This window comes from Sulfitobacter sp. HGT1 (genome assembly GCF_013282155.1).
Lineage (GTDB): Bacteria > Pseudomonadota > Alphaproteobacteria > Rhodobacterales > Rhodobacteraceae > Sulfitobacter.
Genome location: NZ_BLWI01000013.1, coordinates 153,904 through 171,601, shown reverse-complemented (window position 1 = coordinate 171,601; position 17,698 = coordinate 153,904). Strand labels below are relative to the sequence as shown.

The 17,698-nt window shown below is 52.0% G+C and carries 18 protein-coding genes and 1 pseudogene; 12 read left to right on the top strand and 7 right to left on the bottom strand.

What is annotated here, in order from left to right; all coding sequences use genetic code 11:
• Positions 1–376: 376 nt before the first annotated feature.
• Positions 377–616 (bottom strand): annotated as a pseudogene (locus HGT1_RS16145) (transposase); the annotation flags it as partial.
• Positions 617–1,044: 428 nt separating this feature from the next.
• Here HGT1_RS16145 and HGT1_RS16140 point away from each other — a divergent pair.
• From HGT1_RS16140 to HGT1_RS16120, 5 genes are all read left to right on the top strand, one after another.
• Complete coding sequence (locus tag HGT1_RS16140) at positions 1,045–1,257, top strand: hypothetical protein (RefSeq protein WP_176250979.1); 213 nt, start codon at positions 1,045–1,047, stop codon at positions 1,255–1,257.
• Positions 1,258–2,077: 820 nt separating this feature from the next.
• A complete protein-coding gene (locus tag HGT1_RS16135) occupies positions 2,078–2,374 on the top strand; it encodes a hypothetical protein (RefSeq protein WP_176250978.1) in 297 nt (98 codons plus the stop codon).
• Positions 2,375–2,527: 153 nt separating this feature from the next.
• Positions 2,528–3,211: a sigma-70 family RNA polymerase sigma factor gene (locus tag HGT1_RS16130; RefSeq protein WP_176250977.1), complete on the top strand. Its 684-nt coding sequence runs from the start codon at positions 2,528–2,530 to the stop codon at positions 3,209–3,211.
• A 1-nt stretch (position 3,212) separates the two neighbouring features.
• Positions 3,213–4,784, top strand: a complete 1,572-nt coding sequence (locus tag HGT1_RS16125; protein ID WP_176250976.1) for a hypothetical protein — start codon at positions 3,213–3,215, stop codon at positions 4,782–4,784.
• Positions 4,785–4,796: 12 nt separating this feature from the next.
• Positions 4,797–5,468: a flagellar hook assembly protein FlgD gene (locus tag HGT1_RS16120; RefSeq protein ID WP_176250975.1), complete on the top strand. Its 672-nt coding sequence runs from the start codon at positions 4,797–4,799 to the stop codon at positions 5,466–5,468.
• Between the two features lie 16 nt (positions 5,469–5,484).
• Here the strand turns inward: HGT1_RS16120 and HGT1_RS16115 are convergent, their stop codons facing one another.
• Genes HGT1_RS16115 through HGT1_RS16095 form a run of 5 tightly spaced genes read right to left on the bottom strand, consistent with a single transcriptional unit; the run spans position 5,485 to position 8,929 of the window.
• Positions 5,485–5,946: a flagellar biosynthesis protein FlgH gene (locus HGT1_RS16115; RefSeq protein ID WP_176250974.1), complete on the bottom strand. Its 462-nt coding sequence runs from the start codon at positions 5,944–5,946 to the stop codon at positions 5,485–5,487.
• 12 nt (positions 5,947–5,958) lie between these two features.
• Positions 5,959–6,687, bottom strand: coding sequence for a flagellar basal body L-ring protein FlgH (locus HGT1_RS16110; RefSeq protein ID WP_255200238.1), 729 nt, complete (start codon positions 6,685–6,687; stop codon positions 5,959–5,961).
• 5 nt (positions 6,688–6,692) lie between these two features.
• Positions 6,693–7,376, bottom strand: coding sequence for a flagellar basal body P-ring formation chaperone FlgA (gene flgA, locus HGT1_RS16105; RefSeq protein WP_176250972.1), 684 nt, complete (start codon positions 7,374–7,376; stop codon positions 6,693–6,695).
• 13 nt (positions 7,377–7,389) lie between these two features.
• Positions 7,390–8,175, bottom strand: a complete 786-nt coding sequence (gene flgG, locus HGT1_RS16100) for a flagellar basal-body rod protein FlgG (protein WP_176250971.1) — start codon at positions 8,173–8,175, stop codon at positions 7,390–7,392.
• A gap of 22 nt (positions 8,176–8,197) precedes the next feature.
• The gene (locus HGT1_RS16095; protein WP_176250970.1) at positions 8,198–8,929 is read right to left on the bottom strand and encodes a flagellar hook basal-body protein; all 732 of its coding nucleotides are present in this window, start codon (positions 8,927–8,929) and stop codon (positions 8,198–8,200) included.
• Between the two features lie 659 nt (positions 8,930–9,588).
• Between HGT1_RS16095 and HGT1_RS16090 the strand changes: the two genes are divergently transcribed.
• The 4 genes from HGT1_RS16090 (at position 9,589) to HGT1_RS16075 (ending at position 14,817) form a co-directional block, all read left to right on the top strand.
• Complete coding sequence (locus HGT1_RS16090; protein WP_255200237.1) at positions 9,589–10,851, top strand: hypothetical protein; 1,263 nt, start codon at positions 9,589–9,591, stop codon at positions 10,849–10,851.
• 129 nt (positions 10,852–10,980) lie between these two features.
• Complete coding sequence (locus tag HGT1_RS16085) at positions 10,981–12,282, top strand: flagellar hook protein FlgE (RefSeq protein ID WP_176250968.1); 1,302 nt, start codon at positions 10,981–10,983, stop codon at positions 12,280–12,282.
• A 23-nt stretch (positions 12,283–12,305) separates the two neighbouring features.
• Positions 12,306–13,724 carry a flagellar hook-associated protein FlgK gene (gene flgK, locus HGT1_RS16080; protein WP_176250967.1) on the top strand — a complete coding sequence of 473 codons (1,419 nt, stop codon included), beginning with the start codon at positions 12,306–12,308 and terminating at the stop codon, positions 13,722–13,724.
• Positions 13,725–13,734: 10 nt separating this feature from the next.
• Positions 13,735–14,817 (top strand): flagellin, encoded by a 1,083-nt coding sequence (locus tag HGT1_RS16075; protein WP_176250966.1) that lies wholly within the window; start codon positions 13,735–13,737, stop codon positions 14,815–14,817.
• Here the strand turns inward: HGT1_RS16075 and HGT1_RS16070 are convergent.
• Positions 14,814–15,521 carry a response regulator transcription factor gene (locus tag HGT1_RS16070; protein ID WP_176250965.1) on the bottom strand — a complete coding sequence of 236 codons (708 nt, stop codon included), beginning with the start codon at positions 15,519–15,521 and terminating at the stop codon, positions 14,814–14,816. The genes HGT1_RS16075 and HGT1_RS16070 overlap by 4 nt on opposite strands.
• A 171-nt stretch (positions 15,522–15,692) precedes the next feature.
• Between HGT1_RS16070 and HGT1_RS16065 the strand changes: the two genes are divergently transcribed.
• Genes HGT1_RS16065 through HGT1_RS16055 form a run of 3 tightly spaced genes read left to right on the top strand, consistent with a single transcriptional unit; the run spans position 15,693 to position 17,661 of the window.
• On the top strand, positions 15,693–16,841 hold the full coding sequence (locus HGT1_RS16065) for a flagellar basal body P-ring protein FlgI (protein WP_375708113.1): 1,149 nt from the start codon (positions 15,693–15,695) through the stop codon (positions 16,839–16,841).
• A complete protein-coding gene (locus HGT1_RS16060) occupies positions 16,841–17,167 on the top strand; it encodes a rod-binding protein (RefSeq protein WP_255200236.1) in 327 nt (108 codons plus the stop codon). Before HGT1_RS16065 ends, HGT1_RS16060 begins: the two co-directional genes overlap by 1 nt.
• Entirely contained in the window at positions 17,164–17,661 is a 498-nt protein-coding gene (locus tag HGT1_RS16055) for a flagellar biosynthesis protein FlgI (protein WP_176250963.1), read from the top strand. The genes HGT1_RS16060 and HGT1_RS16055 overlap by 4 nt, the downstream gene beginning before the upstream one ends.
• Positions 17,662–17,698 lie beyond the last annotated feature (37 nt).

The following is a 17,698-nucleotide window of genomic DNA, read 5'->3' as shown; positions in this document are numbered from 1 at the left end:
ACGCGCGCACCGGTGAGTCTGTCACCTCTGGGTTTACAGCCGCCATGTGTTCGCGTGAACCAATATCAACGGCGGCAGCGCCAATGTTCACAGTCTCAATCGTAGGAATCTTGCGGGTCTTTTGCTTTGCCATTGTCTATCCTCCTGTTGGCAACAGAAGGGCGTGGGCTATGCAAATCCGTCATCTTCCTAACCGGGATCACTGCCAAAGCAGCGTCACCACTCTCAAGTTCGCATCAACCCATGGACCACGTTTTTTAACGGGGTTCCGCCCTCAGACGGACCACCAATAAGCGAACGGCCGCTCCCCTTCATGGCGCGACTGTAGCACAGGCTGTTTCTACCGCGCACAAGCGGGCCCCAACCCGGAACGGTTTTTTAGGATGTCCCTCTCCTCCTTGAGAAGACGGTTCTCGCGCCGAAGCCGATCATTCTCTTTGGCGAGATCCAAATCATCTTTCGACAACACACCCGTGTCTCGATGCGCTGTGATCCATTTGTTCAGCGTCGACATCCCAACACCAAGATCGTCAGCGACCTGCTTGCGTGTAAGCCCGCTGGTCAATGCGATACGCGCCGCATCCTGGCGAAATTCGTCCGTCCGTTTCAGTCCCATAGTCAATCTCCTTTGTTGCAGTAAATGCTATCAAAGGAGCGGCATCAAACCGCGACGGGTCCACTGCAGCTTTCGGGTAACCGATATTCTTGCATTGCCCTTTTACGCTTTCAGAAAGACAAATGGCTGGTCACGGTCCGATTGTTGAGCGCCTTGTGTGATAGACATCTCTTCAAACTTCCCGAAGGCTGGGATTAAAACGGCAGCAGAGACCAAACTGGCTGGCAGATAACTTCACGTGGAAGCCGACGCCGTTTCTAGCGGATAAATGAGGCGCTCATCAAAATTCGCCCCTTACAAATGCTGCAAACGGCAACCTGAGATGGTCTATGTGACAACACCCAAACTGGCCCAAACGCCCGATAATATAAACTATCAAACGTCAACGCCTACGTGGCCAAATAGCGGTGTTTGATAAGAGAGTGTTTTTGGCTCATCGTTACCACAGAAGTGAAGATCAAACTTTGAAGAACCGTATTCTGGTAAAAAACTACTTCCTGCTGGGTGACCACGAAACTCAAATCAAGACCTTCGCCGATCATTACGACCACGAACGTCACACCTCTGAAGTCGGCCTCCTTGCTCCCCAGGTTTACGTTCCCGCTGACATGAGTGCTGATGTCAGAGGAGAGTATGGTTGAGATTGGGTGATTGGTTCAGCGCCAGTTCCCCCACCAAACCGATTCTCAAAAACCCAAGCCCCAACCAACCACAATGTTTCCCGAACTGACTGTAATCGCGGAAAATCACCTACTTTGGAGATCGAAATATGGCGATTAAGGCGCGAATGTGGCGAAAAGTGGGAAAATATTTGCAATCAAATCCGATACGCCGAAGGATATGACTCTGCCCACAAGGAGATGGGCTGGAAATTGAATGGGCCGACGACTCGGATGACTAGACGAACAATGCGCATAAGCTACACTTGGCAGCAAGATGTGAAGGAAATCAACTTTCTTTCCGGTCGCATGATTGCGGGGTCACTGCCTACCGAAGCTCTTTGTGGCACACATCCGGGCAACCCTGCGATTTCATCGTCACGCGTTGGCGCGAACGCCTATAAAATAGCGCAGGGACAAAGCGTGGCGCGGCAGAACAAATCTTCTGGGCCAGTACAGCCTTTGGACGCGGCCAGAGCAAGCAGACCGCTGGACAGAGATGTGAGGTCGACAAGAGAGCTTAAGATCGGTGTCTTGAAATACCTCCAATCGCAGTCAAATTCCGGGCTCGTGCGGTTGAAAGATGTGTCTTCTGCCCTCGATGACCTCCTCAAGGATAAATAAGAAGTCAGGTTAAGTGCTAGGTTAAACCAAAAACCGGCCCTGACGGTATATTTCAGATTAACTTGGCCGATTTCATCAGTTCGGTCATTGGCCTGAATTCTTCCTCATGTTTCCTCCACTTTTCAGCACTGTTCCGGTAGATCGGTTTGCGAACCTGATCCGAGCTTGCAGTCAAAACATGGTTAACTGCCTGCTCTGGCGCGAGCCGGTCTGTGGACCAATCAAGATCGGTCGCCGGAGCCAAGGCTTTCGTTACTACGGCAGGGTCATCAACCAACTTCTGTTAATCCAGATCAACGATCTGATTTGGGTAGCAACTGTGCCAATGCGCCATCAAATCACGGTAATTAACCATAAAGCGGCACATAAGAAGGCGATCCAACAGAAATTCAGCGGCATTTTGCCAATGATGATAGGGCTGCCATCCGAATATTGGGTGATCGTCTCGCGAAGAGCTGTGCCACCGCAAACTTAGCCTTCCAAACCGACAAGATCCTTTAGGGGGATGCACCTTATTTTACATGAGCATCTAAGTTCTGTCCAAAATTAATCATGCTTTAACTGAAATGTTCTTCTAAAGAACAAAAAAGTGTGCTGTTGTGAGAAAAAAGAAAAGTTGGGCAGGCACATGGAAATCTCGTACGCGTTGGCGCGTTCAGCGCCCTTTTTAGAGTGGGAACAAGAACGGGCTCTCATTGAAGGCTGGCAAACGAACAAAGATCCAAGCGCACTGGAAGAGCTTCTTTTGTCCCATGCGCGCATTGTTTATTATTGGGCGCGCAAGTTGAGCAGTGACCAAGCTGACCGGGAAGACCTTATTTCGGAAGGAATAATCGGTTTGATCAAGGCAGCAGAAATGTTTGATCTTGATCGGGACGTTCGGTTTTCGACCTATGCCCGCTGGTGGGTGAAAAACGCAACGATCACGGCCCGTAACCGACTTCATGCGATCGTTGACACGCCCGAAGGCACATCCAAAGAAGCCCCAGCACCGACCCGCCATTCGGTTGATGACGAAAACACGCTTCTGTCTTTGGTGTCTGAAGACCAAAGTCCCGAAGAGCATTTGATTACCCGATCTTCCCACCAAATAATGTGCAAGAATATTTCTGACGCGATGTCAGGTCTTGATGCGATTGACCGGGAAGTCGTGCAATGCCGGATGATCAAGCAACCCCCTGAATCAGTTAAGGATTTATCAGTTCGCCTTGGCGTTAACTCTGACAAATTACGCCAACTTGAACGTCGTGCGATGGTACGGCTAAAAACTGAACTGGTGTCGCGCGGCGTCGTAACAAGTAGAGCAAGTTAACGTGAATTTTATTCTCCCACCGACTGGTACCGATACTGGCTTTAGCCCTGCCGCGAAACCATCAACAGCTTCGTCAGGCGCATTCTCTGCTTTGGTCGGAAACGGCCAAGTATCAAAATCAGGCGCTGCCGTCACACCCACAAAATCGGGTGCGACGCCGAATGTGACTGGTGCCGGCGAAGGTCAAAATAAAGTCGGTCTATCAGGCAGCCTTGCCGCGTTATTTTCTGATGTGACCGGGAAAGATGATCTTTTTACGTTGGGTAATCTGGAAATGCTGGATGGCACCGGCGCATCGCTTGGAAGCCTGATATCAGCAGAACCGATTACCCCCGCTCAGCCACCTCTGAGCGATGAAGCCGCGAACGTCTTGATGGGAATGATGCCTGAGGCGGGCCTTCTTGTTCCGGTAACGGTCGATCCGGCGGCTCTTAAAACCGGTGCGTTATTGACAGAGGGCGATGTCGAAAGTTCTGATGGGCTTTCTCTGGTGGCGGCAACCGCCCCGCAGCTCGCACAAACGTCTGCCTCAAATGGCATCCAGACTGATCTTGGTATCCAAACAGCCGATCCTTTGCAGCAACTTCAATCTTCAACAGCGGTACAAGTCAAACCAAGCACGGGTGAGCAAAAACCACCGGGGGCGGTTCAGCTTCTTACGCAAGCTGCAGCCAGTCCGAAAATGGCAAATACAGTTTCCGAACCTTCGCAAGAAGAAGGGCAGGGGGCTTTGCAAAACTTGACCGGTGCTACTGAAACCTCGAAAACTCCCCAGCAGGCGGCTGCGACGGTGCAGGCAGATGGGCCGGTTGCCACCGTACCGATCAAGGATATCAAAGCTCAAACCTTCAAGAAAACGCGCGATGTTTTTCAAACCAATAGGCAGCCAACGGCGTCTTCGGTAACTTCGGAAACAGCCGCTGATGAACCGCCTGAGCAAATTTCGGGCAAGTTCGCCATGGCGACAACCACAGCGCAAATCACACAGACACCAGATATTTTCAACAAGCTGACGTTTGACATGACATCGGTAAAAGGAATCGGCCTTGGTGAAATCCCTACTGAAATGACAACGGACCTCCAACTTCAGTCGATCAATGAGACCGAAGCGCTGGCGGCGTCACAGAATATGCTTTCCAGCAGATCAATTGACGGGCTGGACGCACACCCCAAGACGGCACCAAAGCATTTCGCCGAAGCTTTGGTTGCCCAAGTGAAGTCATTTGACGTCCGTAAAGGCCGTACAATGGTTAGCCTTTTACCCCGAGGTTTTGGAAAGATAGATATCGAAATCCTCACGGAAAAGGATAATACTACAAGGGTCATGGTTAGAGTCGAAAACTCAATGGTTCTTCAAGCTTTGCGCGATGAGCGGCAACTGTTAGCACATGCTATTGGCATGTCTGACGCGAGTAATTTTGACTTTGAGCAAAGTGACACCAATGATACTGGTGGTCAAAGCCAACAACAGTCCAAAAACTCTGTTAATCAGGGTAGCATGATGTTCGAAGCTGATACCAAATCTGAACATGTTGATATCGTCGCAGACGGTCAGCTCGATTTGTTCACCTAAGGGAGATTACCGATGTTAACGAGCCAAACGTTGCTGAGCAGTGTTACCGCATCGAAAACCGATCAGGCCAATTCATCCCTGTCCCAACTTGGTGATGATTATAACAAATTCTTGACGCTTTTGACGGCACAGATTTCGAACCAGGATCCGCTTGAACCGGTTGATAGCACGCAATTCGTGGCGCAGTTGGCCCAGTTGTCGCAGGTCGAACAAGCGGTTCAGACAAACACACGTCTGGAGACATTAACAAGTCAAATCAGTGGCTTGATGAATCTTGGTGGCCTTGATCTTTTGGGGCGCGATGTGAACGTGGCATCAAATACAGTCATCATGGAAAACGGGACAAACGGTTCAACCTACGAAGTGGGGCCGGGTGCAACAGAAGTAACCGCCAATATCATCGACAATCTGGGGCGTGTCGTGCGCAAATTGTCAGGCTTATCCACCTTGACCGGAACCGCCAACCCCTTGGAATGGAACGGGAAAGATAGCTACGGGAACGATCTACTTGCCGGAAAATATACCGTACAGATGATCGCCAAAGATTCCGCAGGAAATGCCGTTGATGTGCAGGTTTCCCGGAACGCTAAGGTGGAAGATGTAAGGTTTCATGAAGGTGAGATCATTTTTGGCTTGGATGGCGGGGAAACCGTTTCCTCGATTACCGTAAAATCCGCAAGCTGATCCCTAGATTAAAACCTTATTTTCTTACGCTTTTCCTCATGAAAATGGCATTGATCCTTGCCGTGCGCACATAGGGGAAATTGACATAAAGCTTGCGCACGATCTGCTCTGATAGATCAAGCTTCATGACGTCTTCTTCGTCGGTCACAGTGATCCCCAAGTTTGTCGTCGCAACCTCGGCTATGGCCGCGACAGCTCCATCGCGCAGCAAAGCTCGCCCATTTGCACCATTGATTTTGGCAAATGCCGCAGCGCCCATCACATAGACATCAAGATTAATCGTCATGTTAATAACTTCACTAGGCTGCGTGATCTGCATAGTGAAATTGCCCAGAGGCATCTTGAACAAAAGCTCATTTTTATGGACGGCAGCGGCCTCTGAGACAGGGGCTTGGGTCGGGCGCAAAAATTGCTCACCAAAATAGCCCGCCGCCCCCATTCCCAAAACGAGGGCACCGATAATCATGATTTTCATCATTGGAGGTACCTTCTAATATGGAAGGATAACTTCAAGCACATCTTGCCCGTATCTTGGTGTTTGAACCGTCGAAATCTGTCCGCGCCCACCATAGGTGATCCGTGCCTCGGCAACTTTGTCATAGTCGATGGTGTTATCAACATAGATATCCGCCTGACGGATAATGCCGGCAATCCTTAGCTCCCGCAGTTCAGCGTTAACTTTGACTTCCTGGCGCCCGGCGATCACAAAGTTTCCGTTCGGAAGCGTTTGGATGATCAGCGCGGCCACACGCAAGCGGATCGATTCATTCCTGCGGATAGACCCTTCACCGTTGACCGATGAATTGCTGTCCAGGCCCAACAACTTGCCGCTATCAGTCGATATATCAAGGTTAAGGATATCCGGATCTGCAACACTTTGCGATGCAGACCGACTACGTCCCGAAGCATTTTGTAGCTGGGCGCGATCGTTGATGTCGATCAGGACCGTCACCAGATCACCGACATTTCCGGCGCGGCGATCTTGGAAAAGCTGGGGTTTGCGGGAATCCCACAGGCTCGACGCTTCGGCACGTGTTGCGACTGCAGGCGCGACCGGGGGCGGCATTGGAATGCTTATCCGGTTAACTTCACCCATCGCATTAGGATCAAGGGTCAGATCACTGACTGTTGGATTGCGCGTTTCATTGATCTGCTCGCAGGCGGACACTGCAACAACGGATAGCAAGATTAGCAAACCCTTAAGGTCGATTAACCGCATCAATTTCATCTTACGACCTCTACGATTCCGGCACCTGTCGCGATGGCCGAGATTGCTTTGTTGCTGGAGAGATTAACCACACGAATTTCTTCCCCTGCATGTGCGTCAGCCATTGCTTTGCCCTTTGCTGTAAGGCGCAAGCCGCCATAATTTAACTGGATTTTCACGTCTTCACCGCGGGTAATAATCCGGGGCGGCATAACAGATTGCCGTGGCACCGGTCTGCCGGCCACAAGCATCCGGCGCACCTGCTGGCCAACCAGTTCATCGACATCGCTTATGGCAAAAGACCCCAAGCGCTGCATTGGCATATCCACCATGGTGATGTCGCTTCTGCTCACGATCTGATCAGGTTGCAGGCGCTGATTTGGAACCGGAACAGAAAGGTTAATGATCACAACCCCCCAAACCCGTTGAGGGATATTGGCGTCAGTCATGACATTCGCAATAAACTGACCGGTTTTATGATCGATCCAAAACTCCTGGATAAAACGGCCACTGCTAATCATGCCTTCTGCCATCTGGATATCCATGCGTCCATTGACAGGGATCGTGGCACCAAGCTCGGCCATCGTGCGCTCTTCGACCAGTTCCGTCACCGGAATACTCTCTGCCGTCGCTACCGACGCCAAGATGACGGCGGCAAGGACGCCAAGATAAAGGCGCGTTAAACTTCTGATCAGCTTCATTTACCCGACCTCATTACTTGATTTGGTTCGTCGTGGTCATGATTTGGTCAGCAGTCTCGATCGCCTTGGAGTTCATCTCGTAAGCGCGCTGCGCCTGTATCAAATCGGTGATCTGCTGAATGATATTCACGTTTGATTGCTCAAGATATCCTTGTCTCAGGATGCCGATACCGGGCTCTCCCGGGTTCGACTGCACGGCTTCGCCCGACGCGGGTGTTGCTTCCATCATGTTGTCACCCAAGGGCTTAAGCCCCGCATCATTAATGAAAGTCGCCATGGTTAGCTGACCAAGTTCAACCGGGTCTGTTTGGTTTTCAACATAGGCCATGACGATACCGGCTTGGTTAATCTCGATTTGCCGGGTTAGTTCTGGAACAATAATGGCCGGCTCAACACCGTACCCATTCAGGGTTACGAACTGCCCTTCGGCGCTCAGCTCAAAGTTCCCGTCGCGGGTATAGGCTTGCGTGCCATCAGGACGGTTAACCACAAAATAACCACTTCCCTCGATCGCGAGATCCATTTGGTTTTCTGTCTGGATCAACCCGCCTTGAGCGTTGTGCCGGATGACACCCGCCGCTTGCACGCCAAGGCCAATGTCGGTCCCAACCGGCCGTGCTGTGCCCTCTGCCGAGGTCAGCGATCCGGCGCTGTTCTGGCTTTGGTAGACAAGATCCTTGAACGCCGCGCGCCCGCTTTTGAAACCGGTGGTGTTGGCGTTGGCGATGTTGTTGGCGATGACATCAACGTTTGTTTGTTGCGCGAGCATACCTGTCGCGGCGATACCAAGTGCTTTCATTTGATGCTCCCATTCAATCTCATCAGATGCGTCCCAGTTTCTGGATCGCTGCTTTCGTCAATTCATCGTCTTGCGTCATTAGCTTTATGGAATTCTCATAGGCCCGCTGAATTGAAATAAGGCGTGTCATTTCAAGCACGGCCTCGACATTGCTGCCCTCAACAAAGCCTTGATTTACCTTAACATCTTCGGCGGCTACAGGGGCCGCTGCACCTTCAGGCAGTTGATACATGCCCCGCCCAAGCGGCAATAATCCGGCTGCATTTTGTATCTTGAGAATCCCAATGCTCCCAAGAACGGCACCGCTCTGATCTGTAATCGTACCGCCTTGCGTGATGACAACCTGATCCCCGATATCATCGGGCAACAGCACCGGCCCGCCGCCCGCATCAAGAACCGGCAATCCAGCCGAAGTCTTAAGCTGCCCGTCCGCATCCACCACAAGGCGACCATGGCGGCTATAGTCGGTTTCACCATTTTCCATCCCGAAGGAAAGCCAACCGTCGCCAGAGAGGGCAATATCAAACGGGTTGCCCGTGGGCGTCAGCGGGCCGCTCGCAAGATCAAGGTAGCTTCCGCGATCCTGAACATAGCTGATCGTGTTTTCACCGCTGCCATACTCAACAGATTCAACCAAAGGATTGATGGCCTTATAACCCGAAGTAGACGCGTTCGCGAGATTATGCGCAGTCGTGTTCAGGTTCCTCTCAAGCAGAGTAGTTTGAGAAAGGGAAACATAGCTGATATTGGTCATTTGAAATCCCCCCGTGGCAACAATCACCCGACTTGAACAGCTAGCAGACTGTTGCAATATTATATCTTGGCGACTACAAGTTTAATACAGGGTTTAAACTTGAGAGCAAGAACAATGTAATGGTTAGATCATGTGTAAAATGCGGCTGTGTCGCTTTGCTTCTTGCTGGACCGGTGGGTTATTCGGGCGCTTCTGCAACTGAACTTGCAGGCAAATCGACCACACATCCTTTGGCAACAGGCCAAAGGCGCGCTGATTTAGACTTGCAGTATTGGCAGGCGAGCACATTCAAAGAAGACCTGAGCGCATTAATCGCAAAGCTAAGTGCCGGAAGCGGGTCCGAGCACACCGAGACGCTGATGGATACGGCGGAGCTTTACCTGACCCATATGCTATTAGACGAGGCATCGTCTGTCCTTGATAGGGTGGTGCCGGACAGCCCGGTAGACGCCAGGCGCTACCGGGCATTAAGCGACGCTGCCGCCTTGCTGAAGGGCGATCCGGTTGCGGCGTTTGCCACGTCCCCCCTAAGTGACCCTGCACGGACGGATATGGCCTTTTGGTCCAGCCTTCAGGCAATTTCATCTTCCGACGGTCAGCTTTTGCAGACGAATGTTAAGTCGAGCTTTACCGGGCTTGGCCAGCAATCCAAGGCGGTGTTGCGAGAGCTGCTGCCATTATTTGTCGAGGCTATGGTGGAACTTGACTTGACCCAGCACGCTGATGTCGCGCTGCGCTTGATCAAAGAACTGCCCGATCTGGCCGGCACACCCACCGAGCAATTCCTGATCGGGCGCGCAAACGAGACGCGCAGCAATAATGCAGCGGCACTTGTCGCATATCTTGAGGCCGCTGAAGGGAAGGATATCTATGCTGCGCGCGCGCGGCTGGCGATTGCCGATATGGCGCTGGAAAATGGGGGCAGGGGGGCCTTGCTCGCGGCACAGAGCACCCTTGAGAATGGATCCGAGTCATGGCGCGGCGGCCACTATGAGCTTGAATTGCACCGGAGAATGGCACGCATCTATCAGCTGCTGCACAACGAGGTCGAAGAGGCGCTAACCTTGGCGAAAATGCTGGCCAGATTTCCGTCGGACCCGGACGTTGAAGAAATCCGCAGGGAAGCGCAAGAGCGGCTAGCGTCCATCTACCAAAAAGGTGCGGACGGAAAGTACCCGCTATCAGACTGGATGAATCTGCACCTTAGATTGTTGCCCGTTTTCCGCACGCTGCCCGGATTCGCAGGCCAGATTGAAATCTTGGCGGATTACGTCCTTAAACTTGGGTCCACTGATCTGGCAGCAAGGGAATATCGCAGCGCGATCCGGATCATCCAAGAACAAGAAGAAGCACAGCAAGCTGATTTTGGTGCCGACTTGTTCCGACTGAACATGAAGCTGGCCCAAGCGCAGCTGAACGGCGGACTTCTTGACCATGCGCGGGTCACGCTCGAGCTGATGGACCTGAATGCGGGCAAGAATTCGATCGAAGATTATCGCGTTCTAAGGGCGCGCGTGCTGTCTGGTCTTGATGATCGTGGCGAGTTCCTTGGGGTTTTTCTTGAAAACCCCTCTGTCGACCATCTTCGCAATATGGGGATGGCTTTGTCCGAAGAAGAACAGTGGGAGCAATCTGCAGATGTTTATTTGCAGATGTGGAAGTCCCATCCAAAGAAATTTGAGCTGCAAGATGCTGCGCGTTTGTTGATTGCTGTAAATAGATCAGGTGATCTTGATACATTAGACAGGATTGTACGGGCCTTTCCCGACCTGACCGAGTCCAAACATCTGATATCATTGGTAAATAATATTGATTCATCGCCGTCTCCCCTTTTACCCCTGCGCGTTAAAGGTGCCGAGGAGCGGCTGGATCGCCTGGATACTGCACTTGATAGCATTAAGAAATCCGGGATTTCTCCATGAGATGACGCAGATTTCTTTTTGAAAACATGTCCATAACAAGGACAAAAGTGAAATCTTTAACTTTCCTTAAATCTTAAACATGTAAGTAATGAGACAGGCAGGAATAAAAAGACAAAAAAAGGTGGTCAAATGAGTATTTCAAGCGCGCTTCAGACGGGCGTAAGTGGCTTGCGGGCAAACTCCCAAGCAGTTGGCGGCATCTCTGAAAACATCGCGAACTCCAACACCGTCGGGTATCGCCGCGGCTTTGCGCACATGGTCACAACGACCGCATCGGGTGGTTTCGGCGAAGGCGTCCTTTCTGTAGCAGCGGTTGATCAAATCGATATCTCGACGGCCGGCGGGCTGATCTCCACCAACTCACCAACAGATATGGCTATTGGCGGTAACGGCTTTTTTGCCGTTTCATTGTCACCGAACGAGAAAGTCCCGACAAACTATATGTTGACCCGCGCAGGGTCGTTCCTTCCTGACAAGGATGGGAACTTGAAGAACGCTGCGGGCTATTTTCTGGCCGGCTATCCAGTGGGTGTGGACGGTACAGTCGGATCCGTAGACCGGAGCTCTTTCCAGCAGATGGAAACCGTTAACATCGGTAACTTGAACATTTCTGCTGATGTCACCACGGCCGTTGAATCCTTTGGGAACCTGCCATCCCAGGACACCGGCCTTGCCGTTGCCGGCGCGCCTTTTTCCAGTTCCTCCGAGATATTCACGGCGCTTGGCGAAAGCCAGCGACTTTCTTTCACATGGACGCCGACCACGACGACAAACATGTGGGATATCGCGGTTTCTGACCATGAGGGGACCGCATTGGGCGGCATGACCCTCGAATTCTCGGACTCCGGGCCTCAGGCCGGTGCGCCGCTTTCATATTCCAATGTGACCTCGGCAGCCGTCGCGCCATCGGCCTTTGCTTTTGACACCGCGACAGGCATAGCGAGCCTGACGTTGAATAACGGTGTTGTACCACAAGAAATTGAAATCAACTTTGGCGCACCCGGTACTTTCGAAGGGGTGACTCAATTTGCGGGCGATTACAGCATCGCCTTTGACCGCGACGGGTCAAGCGTTGGTGAACTGGTGCGCAGTGAAATCGCCGAGGACGGAACACTTTACGGAATTTTCGACAACGGCCAGAGACGCGCGATTTATGAAATCCCTGTCGCGATCGTCGCCAACCCCAACGGCTTGGTCGAGGTGAAGGGCAACGCCTACAGATTGTCCGGTGAAACGGGATCGTTTTCGGCTTTGCGCGCGAATTCTTCGGTTGTCGGGTCGGTAAATGCGGGTGCCCTTGAAGCGTCAAACGTCGATATCGCCCAGGAAATGACCGACCTTATCAAAGCGCAGCGGGCGTTTTCGACCAACGCCAAGATCATTACCACCGTTGACGACATGATGGACGAGACAACAAGGCTCAAGCGATAGATCGTAACTAGCCGGAGGAAGACATGAGCCTTTCAGGCGCACTTAATACAGCCGTATCGGGTTTGCAGACGACGCAAGGCCTCTCTCGAATTGCGGCTGATAACGTGTCCAACGCGATGACGCCGGGGTATGTCCGGCGCCAAGGTATGCTTGTGTCCCCCGGCCCCGGTCAAGGGGGCCCGGTTATCGGTGAAGTGAGACGGGAGGTAGACGCATCGCTTCAGCGGCTGTCCCGTCTTGAGAACGGAAAAATGGCGCAATATCAGGTGATCCAAGAGGGGTTGAACCGGTATACCGCGTATCTGGGCCAACCCGGTGATGGCACATCCCCCGCAGATCGTTTTAACGACTTCCAAAACAGTCTGACGACCCTGGCGAATATGCCTTCTTCCAACGGAACACAGACCGCGGCTGTTTTATCGGCAGAAGATCTGGTTCAGTCAGTGCGTGGGGCGGCGACAACCCTTGGAACGACACTGAACGACGTGAACATGGAAATCCGCTACGAAGTCGCGGATTTGAACCAGGCGCTGTATCAATTGCGCGATCTGAACGTTAACCGCCGCGATTTTGGCGGCGGCACGTTGCAAAGTGCGCAGATCGACGAAAAAATCGACAGCCTGATGGACCAGATATCAGGCATCCTTGATACGCGCGTGGCTGTATCATCTAACGGTTCGATCAGCATTTATACCGCTAATGGTGCCGCCTTGCTTGAGGGTGATTTTGTACAAGATGTGAAATTCTTTCCTAGCGACGGCACGTTGATGGCTGGCTCGCAGGATATCACACCGTTCAAAGAGGGCGTCAGGGGTTTGCGGCACGGCAGCCTTGTCGGGCTTACCCAGCTCAAGCGCGAAGTGATCCCCCGGTTCAGTTTGCAGCTTGATGAATATGCCCGCGGCTTGGTCCAATCCTTTGAAAATGCCGACGCTACCTTGTCACCAGGGGAGCCGGGCCTGTTTACCGACAACGGCCTTGCTTTTGACCCGTTGAACAGTGTTGGTCTGGCAAGCCGTCTTCGCTTGAACGACAAAGTATCCTTGTCGGGTGACGGAGAGGTCTGGCGCATTCGCGATGGTCTGGGCGCGACAGAGCCGGGTCCGGCGTCTGATTCATCGCAAGTTGTGCTTTTTGTAGAAGCCTTGGCTAATCCTGTCGGTGCTGATCCTGATACAGGCATTCCGACGCAGATCGACTTGAAAAGCTTTGCTGCCGAAATGATTGCGTCCCAGGCTTCCGAGCGCGCGCGGTCGCAAAACGACTTTAACGCAGCAAGCTCGGCGGCAGAAGTTGTCATGGCTGCGCGGCGCAACTCCGAAGGTGTGAGTATTGATGACGAGATGCAGCAGCTCATGCTGATCGAGCAAAGCTATGCCGCAAACTCCCGTATCCTCACGACAGTGTCAGAGATGATCGACACGCTCATCGCAGCGGTGTGAGAAAGATAAAATGGTAATTGGCATCAACACATTCTCTTCGTTCCAGTTTAACCTTTTCAACCGGCAAAGTGTTCAGCGCGCGACAGTCGATCTTCAGCGTGCGGGCCAGGAAGCGGCAACAGGGCGCAAGGCTGATGTCTATTCCGCTTTGGGGCCCCACGCTGCGAACTTGATCAAACTTCACGGGCAAGAGGCAAACACACAAACCTATATTACCTCGAATGAAGTTCTTGATGCCAAGCTTGGAGCGATGTTGACGTCTGTTGATGCCGCGCGGAACCAGTTGCAGCAAGTCGTTGAAACCGTAGTTATTAACGCGACCCGCCCACAAAACGGTGCAGAGGTGTTGCAGCTTCAGGCAAACGCAGCCCTCGAGGCATTGATTTCCACGTTCAACATCAGCTTCAACGGCGATCATCTGTTCTCGGGGCTGGAGTCAGGCAAGCCACCGTTTACTGAGTGGCAAAAAGAAAATGCGACAACAGGCCGATCACCAAAAGATGTGACCACGGCAATTTTCGGTTCAGGCCCGACAGATGCAGCAAGCGCTGTGGCCATTATCGACCAGATTGACCTTGCCTTTGCATCAAATGACGCTGCCGACCCGTCAAATAATTTTGAAGAGACATTTTACGCGGGATCACCCGAATTCGGAACCGGAGGCGCGCCAGCAAAACAGGTGTCTGCAAGAATAAACTTCGGTCAGGATCTTGTTTATGGCGTCAGCGGGAACGAAACGGCCTTTCGAGATGCCTATAAAGGCCTTGCGATGCTTGCTGTCACCGATGTGAGCAAAATGGACGAGGAAAGTTATTCCGTCTGGATGGGGAAGGTGGTTGAAAACCTGACCAAGGCCCAAGAAGGCATGTTGGATGTTTCCGCACGCATTGGTTTTAATCAACAAATCGTCGAAAAATCGCAAATGCAGCTAGTCGATGTGTCTCTTGTCCAGCGCACTCAAATCTCGAACTACGAAAGCGTTGATCCTTACGAGGCCGTGACGCGCATGAATAATTTGGAAACCCAGCTGCAAGCGAGCTATCAAGTGACAGCGCGCCTCTCCAGCCTCTCGATCCTGAACTTCCTGCGTTAACTGGCGATCTGCGAATGCGATTGCGGCGAGCTCAGCTTGTAGCCGCGCCCGTGTACCGTTTCGATATATTGCCAGCCGCTTTCGGATGCTGTGGCAAACTTCTTGCGCAATTTACAAATGTACACGTCAATCACCTTGTCGAAAGGTTGATCGATACTGGTACCATAGATCGCATCATAGATGGCGTCCTTGGAAATCACCCGGTTAGAATTCAACGCAAGGTGTTGAAAAACTGAGTATTCTCTCTTTGAGAGCTTTATCTGGCTGCCCGAGACAACCGGATCGCGACCGTCGAAATAGGCCGTCAGTTCACCGACGATAACGCTTTCCCCCGCGTGGCCATACAGCCTGCGAATGATCGAATTTGTGCGCGACAGAAGTTCAGTCCCTTTGATCGGGCTAACGATGACATCATCCGCACCGATGTTCAAAAGTTCAGAGGTGTCTTGGGCATTTCGGAAGTCACGGATAACGATGATGGGGTTAACGCATCCAGCCGCGCGGGTTACCTGGATTTGGCGCCGCATGTCTTCACTTTCACCGATCAGAATGGCGCTGGTTTCGTGGCCTTGCTGCAGCAATTGACCTATGCCTGTAACGAAAAATTCGTCTGTTACAAAAATCGCCTCAAGACCTGCGGTACGTAGTTCCTTGGACAGCCCACTATGGCGATCCTGTCGTTGCTCAAAGACGTACATCCGCATTTTTGGTAGGCCCTTTTGATTATGTTATTCATGTGTTTAACAAGAATATATTTTTTTAACAATATTTAAAGAAATTTTTTACTTGTGCTTAAGCTTGCAAGAATAAATAAACTTACTGTATATGTAGGTATTCTTGTGGCTTGGGATTTATAGATGACAACTTACCATCTCATGCGGAAAACACTGAGAAGCAGCCTTTGCGCGCTGATGCTGGCAATGGTCGCCATTCCTGCAAGTGCAGATGTCCGGATCAAGGATATCGCAAGTTTTGAAGGCGTTCGTGAAAACCACCTGATAGGATACGGTTTGGTCGTCGGCCTGCAGGGCACCGGTGACAAGCTCAATTCAAGCCCCTTCACACGTGAATCCATTCGCGGGATGCTTGAAAGGTTGGGCGTTGCCAATCTGGACAGCGCCACCCTCAAGACAACAAATACTGCAGCTGTGATGGTGACGGCCAAGTTACCGCCCTTCGCGCGCCGTGGATCGCCGATTGATGTGACGGTTTCGTCACTGGGTGATGCAGGAAGCCTGCGCGGCGGGACGCTTTTGATCACGCCACTGACTGCGGCAGACGGCGAGGTTTATGCCGTGGCGCAGGGTGCAGTCGCTGCATCCGGTTTCCTGGCCCAAGGCAACGCCGAGTCCGTAGTAGAGGGTGTTCCGACCATTGCGCGTATCGCCAACGGTGCCATCGTTGAGCGTGAAATTGAATTCAGCCTCTTCCAGCTCGACAGCATACGTATCGCACTCCACACACCCGATTTCACAACAGCCGACCGGGTCCGCCAGGCGATTGCCGATGAACTTGGGTCTAGCCAGGTCGAGGTCCTCGATTCAGGGACGATCGAAGTCTGGGTCGGCGGCAAGGAAAACGCCCCTCAAACCATTATGGCCGTGGAAAACCTGATGGTCGCGCCAGATGCCGTGGCCCGCGTCGTCATTGACGAAAAGTCGGGGACGATTGTGATGGGGGCGAATGTGCGGATTGCACAGGTTGCTATAAGCCAAGGCGGGTTAACGGTTCGTGTGCGTGAAAACTACAATGTCAGCCAGCCCGGCCCCGTCAGTCTGGGCGGCGATACGACAGTGATTGCCGACGGTTCAATCAGTATAGGCGGTACGACTGTCATCGTTCCCGAAACGGAAATTGATATCACTGAAAAGGACGCCAGTTTTACCATCCTTGATGGTGATGTCAGCTTGCAAGAACTGGTAAACGGGCTGAATGCTATTGGCGTAGGTGCGCGGCAAACGATCGCGATCTTGCAAGCGATCAAGGCTGCCGGTGCCCTGCATGCGGATTTGGAGATCATTTGATGGATGATATCAGCGCAAATCCTCTCCAGGCTTTGATGCCTGCGGCAAGTCACCTGCAAGTAAAAGATGCCAAGGAAGTTCAAACAGGCAAGGATTTCGAAGCGCTGTTTTTGACCCAGTTTGTTGACCAGATGATGAAAACCGCCGGCTCCACAGCCTTTGGTGGCAAGCAACAAGCCGACATGTGGCGGTCGTTCATGTCGGAAGAGATTGCGAAAAATCTGGTTGAACAGGGCGGTCTGGGCCTTGCCGGGAACGTCAGCGATATGCTGGGCGCTTACGGGCAGGCGTCTTCTGTGGCCGATGAAAATATGGGTGGAAAATGACACAAATGAAAAAATTCCGCTTTGGCGATCGTTCAAACGCTGCACAGCAAAATGCACCGGCAGGGGAGCTGACGCTCACACCCGAAGACGAGACCAATCTTCTCGACTACATGAGCAAGATCAAAGAGACCGTCGACATCCTTCAATATGAGATCGCCGCAATTAAGAAGGGTGATCTTGCTGTTGTTGGGGAAGTGTTTGAACGCAAGGAGCGTGCGCTAAAGTGGCTGGAGCTGCGCACACCCTTGATCGAACCCTTTTTAAACCACGAATTTTCGGAAAATCTTATGATCCGGAAAAACCTATCCGAGCTGAAAAAAAATATTGAGGAAGATGACGCCATGCTGTCGCGCATGGCGATTGCCGCACGTACCATATTGCGAGAATTTGAAAAAATCATCAATCGCAATGGGTTAAATGGCGTATATGGAAAAACCGGGCAAAAACTGGGGAAGACAAGCACGCTTCAAATGAGCGTCGATCAGAAATTCTGACCGACGCCCTGACAATTTTTCCAAATTCTTTAACCGT

What these genes read in the sequence shown, in the direction of transcription:
- HGT1_RS16135 (WP_176250978.1), top strand. Translation starts at nt 2,078, where the DNA reads ATGGTTAACTGCCTGCTCTGGCGCGAGCCGGTCTGTGGACCAATCAAG.
- HGT1_RS16130 (WP_176250977.1), top strand. Translation starts at nt 2,528, where the DNA reads ATGGAAATCTCGTACGCGTTGGCGCGTTCAGCGCCCTTTTTAGAGTGG.
- HGT1_RS16120 (WP_176250975.1), top strand. Translation starts at nt 4,797, where the DNA reads ATGTTAACGAGCCAAACGTTGCTGAGCAGTGTTACCGCATCGAAAACC.
- HGT1_RS16115 (WP_176250974.1), bottom strand. Translation starts at nt 5,946, where the DNA reads ATGATGAAAATCATGATTATCGGTGCCCTCGTTTTGGGAATGGGGGCG.
- HGT1_RS16110 (WP_255200238.1), bottom strand. Translation starts at nt 6,687, where the DNA reads ATGCGGTTAATCGACCTTAAGGGTTTGCTAATCTTGCTATCCGTTGTT.
- flgA (WP_176250972.1), bottom strand. Translation starts at nt 7,376, where the DNA reads ATGAAGCTGATCAGAAGTTTAACGCGCCTTTATCTTGGCGTCCTTGCC.
- flgG (WP_176250971.1), bottom strand. Translation starts at nt 8,175, where the DNA reads ATGAAAGCACTTGGTATCGCCGCGACAGGTATGCTCGCGCAACAAACA.
- HGT1_RS16095 (WP_176250970.1), bottom strand. Translation starts at nt 8,929, where the DNA reads ATGACCAATATCAGCTATGTTTCCCTTTCTCAAACTACTCTGCTTGAG.
- HGT1_RS16085 (WP_176250968.1), top strand. Translation starts at nt 10,981, where the DNA reads ATGAGTATTTCAAGCGCGCTTCAGACGGGCGTAAGTGGCTTGCGGGCA.
- flgK (WP_176250967.1), top strand. Translation starts at nt 12,306, where the DNA reads ATGAGCCTTTCAGGCGCACTTAATACAGCCGTATCGGGTTTGCAGACG.
- HGT1_RS16075 (WP_176250966.1), top strand. Translation starts at nt 13,735, where the DNA reads ATGGTAATTGGCATCAACACATTCTCTTCGTTCCAGTTTAACCTTTTC.
- HGT1_RS16070 (WP_176250965.1), bottom strand. Translation starts at nt 15,521, where the DNA reads ATGCGGATGTACGTCTTTGAGCAACGACAGGATCGCCATAGTGGGCTG.
- HGT1_RS16065 (WP_375708113.1), top strand. Translation starts at nt 15,693, where the DNA reads ATGCGGAAAACACTGAGAAGCAGCCTTTGCGCGCTGATGCTGGCAATG.
- HGT1_RS16060 (WP_255200236.1), top strand. Translation starts at nt 16,841, where the DNA reads ATGGATGATATCAGCGCAAATCCTCTCCAGGCTTTGATGCCTGCGGCA.
- HGT1_RS16055 (WP_176250963.1), top strand. Translation starts at nt 17,164, where the DNA reads ATGACACAAATGAAAAAATTCCGCTTTGGCGATCGTTCAAACGCTGCA.